Source organism: Pseudoxanthomonas sp. LjRoot204_2 (assembly GCF_056175765.1).
The window spans coordinates 1-4403 of record NZ_JBGFFG010000282.1 but is presented as its reverse complement, the minus strand read 5'-3'; the positions used below and the strand labels follow the sequence as shown (position 1 = coordinate 4403).

Here is a 4403-nt window from a genome sequence, read left to right as displayed (position 1 = left end):
GTTGAAGAGAGGTCCATGCAGCGTCCTTGTGTCAGCGCATCTGGTAGGCCGGCGGCTCGCCTTCGCCACCGGTGAACGGAGCGTCGTCGCCCATGGTGCGCCGGAAGCCGGCCAGGCCGGAGACCAGCTCCAGGTCGAATTCCAGCACGTCGCCACTTGCGCGCACGGGCGTGATGCGGCGGACCACGGCCATCTTCTGCAGGTGACCGGTCAGGCGCAGGTAGTCATCGGTGTTGCGGATGCCGGTGAACAGCACGCGGTAGGTACCGGCCGGACCCGCACTGCCGCGCTTGCCATAGCGCTTGACCAGMGCGTCGGCCGTACCGTCGGCACCGGAGGCCATCGCGCGGCGCGCATCGGCATCGGTCACCGACCACTTCGCCAGCACCTTGCCGGCGTCGACGAACACCCAGTCCGCCGTCCAGCCGCCCTTGGCGTTGCGGTAGAGCTTGCCGATCAGCTGCATCGGCGGGCTGTAGCGGGCCGAGGCACGCGCCACGGCAGCGGTATCCTGGCGCCAGATGGCACCGACCAGCGCCTGCTCCGCCGCGCCGCCCGCCGGCAGGCCGAGGCCATACCCCCGCTCGATGGCGCGGTTCAGCAGCGGTCGCGCGGCATTGGACTGCGGCAGCCCGACCAGGCGCGGCCCGCTGCCATCGTTGATCGCCAGCCACACCACCGGCTTGGGACGGGGCTGCGGCCACACGGGCAGGCCCAGCGCGCCGGCCAGACCGTTGACCTGGTCGGCATCGAAACGCACCACCAGCGTCGTGCGGAAGGTGGGCGCACCGGTGGCCGACGTGCCCTGGTCCTGGCGGTAGTCATACCCCTCCACGTAATCCTTGGCGTTGCGCAGTTCGGCGCCCACGCCCGGGCGCGACATCGCGCCACGGTCGCCCGACAGCTTGCCCAGCACGTTGCCCAGCGCGCGCGCGAAGCCGCCCTGGCGCTCCGCCTCGCCCTGCCCGTTGACCGGCACCTCCGCCTGGTACAGCCCGCGTGCGGAGACCGCGTCGCCTTCCGTGCGCAGGCCGGACTGCGCCTGCACGGGGGGCGTCGTGGTCAGTGCCGCCAGCAGCAATGCCGTGGCGAGTGCGATACCTGGGATCCGGCGCATCGAGCGTCCTTGAGCTCTACAGACCCGGTGGATTGTTKCCCGAATGACCCTGTACCGCCAACGGCACCCGTTCAGGACGGCCGCTCGACGCACCGATTCCTTTAAAATCACGCCTCTTGCCCCACCGACGACGACCCGTGACCCAGCCGACGCCTTCCAGCCCCACCCCGATGACCTATCGCGACGCGGGTGTCGACATCGACGCCGGCAACGAGCTGGTCGAGCGCATCAAGCCGCTGGTGAAGCGCACCTTCCGGCCGGAGGTGATGGGCGGCCTGGGCGGCTTCGGCGCGCTGTTCGACCTGTCGGGCAAGTATCGCGAGCCGGTGCTGGTCTCGGGCACCGATGGCGTGGGCACCAAGCTGAAGCTGGCCCAGCAACTGGGTCGCCACGACACCATCGGCATCGACCTGGTCGCCATGTGCGTGAACGACGTACTGGTGCAGGGCGCCGAGCCGCTGTTCTTCCTCGACTACTTCGCCACCGGCAAGCTGGATGTCGACACCACGGTGGCCGTGGTCGGCGGTATCGCCCGCGGCTGCGAACTGTCCGGTTGCGCACTGATCGGGGGCGAGACCGCCGAAATGCCCGACATGTACGGCCCGGGCGAATACGACCTGGCCGGCTTCTGCGTGGCGGCGGTGGAGAAATCGCGACTGTTGGATGGCGCCAAGGTGCGTGACGGCGATGTGCTGGTCGGCATCGCCTCCAGCGGCCCCCATTCCAACGGCTACTCGCTGGTCCGTCGCATCTACGACCGCGCGGGCCGCCCGGCCGACATCGACGTCGGCGGCGTGAAACTCGCGGACGCATTGATGGCGCCCACGACCCTCTATGTGAAGCCGATCCTTGAACTGCTGCAGGCGCACGACCTGCACGGCATGGCGCACATCACGGGCGGCGGCCTGACCGAGAACATCATCCGCGTGGTTCCCGAGGGGCTGGGCCTGGAGATCGATGCCAGCGCCTGGGCGCTGCCGCCCGTGTTCGACTGGCTGCAGCGCGAGGGCGCGGTCGAGAACAGCGAAATGTGGCGCACCTTCAACTGCGGCATCGGCTTCGTGCTGGTGGTCGCACCGGACCAGCTGTCCGCGGTACAGGCCGACCTCGCCCGCTTGCAGTTGACCCACTGGCAGATCGGCGAAGTCGTCGCTGCCGGCAGCGGCGAACGCGTCCACATCGGTTGAGCGCGGCATGCCGCGTAACAAGGCGATCGCCTTCGGGCTGACACTGGCGGTGTTCGCCGCCAGTTGGATCGCACCGCGCTGGCCGGTCGAACAGGCGATGCACAGCAGCCTCACCGTGCTCGGCCTGGCGTGGCTGTGGCGGCATGACCGGCGCTGGCCGCTGCGGCCTTCGCACTTCGCGCTGATCTGCGCCTTCATCGTCGCCCACTGCATCGGCGCGCGCTGGCTGTATTCGTACGTGCCCTACGACGCCTGGATGCAGTCCGCGCTCGGCTGGTCGCCCGCGGACGCCTTCGGCTTGCAACGCAACCACTTCGACCGCTTCATCCACCTGATGTACGGCGTCTGCTTCACCCCGGCCGCATGGCACTGGCTGCGCCAGCGGTGGCCGCGGTTGTCGGTCGGACAGGCCTTTGGCCTGGCGGTGATGCTGATCATGTGCACCAGCCTGGCGTACGAGTGGCTGGAGTGGGGCATCGCGCTGACGATGTCCCCCGAAGCGGCCGAGTCCTACAACGGCCAGCAGGGCGACGTGTGGGATGCGCACGCAGACATGCTGCTGGCGACGCTCGGCGCCCTGGTCGTCTGGCCGCTGGCCTCCGCGGAACGCAAGGGAGCGCCGGCGTGACCACACGCATTGCCGTCCTGGCGTCGGGTCGCGGCAGCAACCTGCGCGCGATCCTGCAAGCCATCGATRCCGGCTCCCTGGATGCCGAGGTCGTGGGCGTGTTCTCAGACAAGCCGAACGCCCCCGCCCTGCGGCAGGTACCCCGCGATCGCCGCTGGAGCGCGCGTCCCGCGTCCTTCCCGCATCGCCCGGCGTATGAAACCGCCCTGGCGGAGGCCGTCGGCGCGAGCCAGCCGGACTGGGTCGTGTGCGCGGGCTACATGCGCATCCTGGGCGACGCCTTCATCGCCCGCTTCCGTGGGCGCCTGCTGAACATCCACCCGTCGCTGCTGCCCAAGTACCGGGGCCTGCACACCCATGCCCGCGCGATCGAAGCGGGCGACCCGGAGCACGGTGCCAGCGTCCACTTCGTCATTCCTGAACTGGATGCCGGCGCCGTCATCGCCCAGGCGAAGGTAYCGATCCTGGAAGGCGATACGCCGGAGACACTGGCAGCGCGCCTGCTCCCCCGCGAACACGCCTTGCTGGTGGCGGTACTGCGGCTAGCGGCCGCAGGCGCACTGGCTGAACAGGGCGACATCACGCTCTGTCACGGTCAGCCGCTATTAAATGCCCTGTCCCTAGATTCAGCCGACCGTTTGCTGCCCTGAGCCTCGCTCTTCCGATGTTCCGCTCCCTCCGCCCTCTGCTGTTCGGCCTGGCAATGGCCGGCGCCGCTGCCCCCGCGCTGGCGCTGGAGCCGTTCGTGGCCAGCTACCAGGCCTACAACGAGGGCAAGCTGGCCGGCAGCGCGAGCATGAAGGTGGTACCCAAGGCGGGTAGCCAGTGGGAGATCGACCTGAACGTGAAAGGGACGCGCGGGTTCGCGCGTCTGGCGGGACTGAACATCGAACAGAGCACCGTCTTCGATACCGCTGGTGGCCAGTTCCGCCCCCTCAGCCAGGCCACCGTCCGCCATGCGTTGCTCATGGGCAAGAAAATGGTGGGCACCTACGATTGGAACGCCAGAACCGCGCAGTGGCAGGGTGACATCAAGAAGAGCCGGCGCGCGCCGTTGCCGTTGCAGCCGGGCGACGTGAGCGCGCTGCTGATGAACCTCGCGGTGATCCGCGATGCTGCTCCCGGCAGGCAACTCGATTACCGGGTCGTGGACAATGGCCGCATCCGCGACTACCAGTACGTGGTGTCGCCCGAGCCGGAAAACGTGACCGTCGAAGACCTCAGCTACAGCGCCCTGCGCGTCAGCCGGGCCAACGGCGGCGATGACGAAACGATTTTCTGGGTCGCCGATGGCGTGCCCACCCCCGTGCGCATCCTGCAGCGGGAAAACGGACAGGACGGCGTGGATCTCCGCCTGGTCGAATACCAAGGAGCACCGTGAACATGACGAAGAATTCACTCCCGTATCCGCGCGCCCTGTTGGCCGCCATGTTGCTGGCCGGCGCCAGCGCGCCCGCCTGGGCCGTCGAGG

Annotated in this window: 5 protein-coding genes; 4 read left to right on the top strand and 1 reads right to left on the bottom strand. The window is 68.8% G+C overall.

Annotated features, from left to right (window positions below):
• Positions 1-31: 31 nt before the first annotated feature.
• Complete coding sequence (locus AC04L7_RS13000) at positions 32-1117, bottom strand: DUF2066 domain-containing protein (RefSeq protein ID WP_435999986.1); 1086 nt, start codon at positions 1115-1117, stop codon at positions 32-34.
• Positions 1118-1287: 170 nt separating this feature from the next.
• Here AC04L7_RS13000 and purM point away from each other — a divergent pair, with 170 nt between their 5' ends.
• From purM to AC04L7_RS12980, 4 genes are read left to right on the top strand one after another with little or no spacing between them, the layout of a single operon-like run.
• A complete protein-coding gene (gene purM, locus AC04L7_RS12995) occupies positions 1288-2304 on the top strand; it encodes a phosphoribosylformylglycinamidine cyclo-ligase (protein WP_436001076.1) in 1017 nt (338 codons plus the stop codon).
• Between the two features lie 7 nt (positions 2305-2311).
• The gene (locus AC04L7_RS12990) at positions 2312-2932 is read left to right on the top strand and encodes a DUF2238 domain-containing protein (RefSeq protein ID WP_435999988.1); all 621 of its coding nucleotides are present in this window, start codon (positions 2312-2314) and stop codon (positions 2930-2932) included.
• Complete coding sequence (gene purN / locus AC04L7_RS12985) at positions 2929-3582, top strand: phosphoribosylglycinamide formyltransferase (RefSeq protein WP_475513151.1); 654 nt, start codon at positions 2929-2931, stop codon at positions 3580-3582. Before AC04L7_RS12990 ends, purN begins: the two co-directional genes overlap by 4 nt.
• 53 nt (positions 3583-3635) lie before the next feature.
• Positions 3636-4313, top strand: a complete 678-nt coding sequence (locus AC04L7_RS12980; RefSeq protein WP_436001078.1) for a DUF3108 domain-containing protein — start codon at positions 3636-3638, stop codon at positions 4311-4313.
• The last annotated feature ends 90 nt before the right edge of the window (positions 4314-4403 follow it).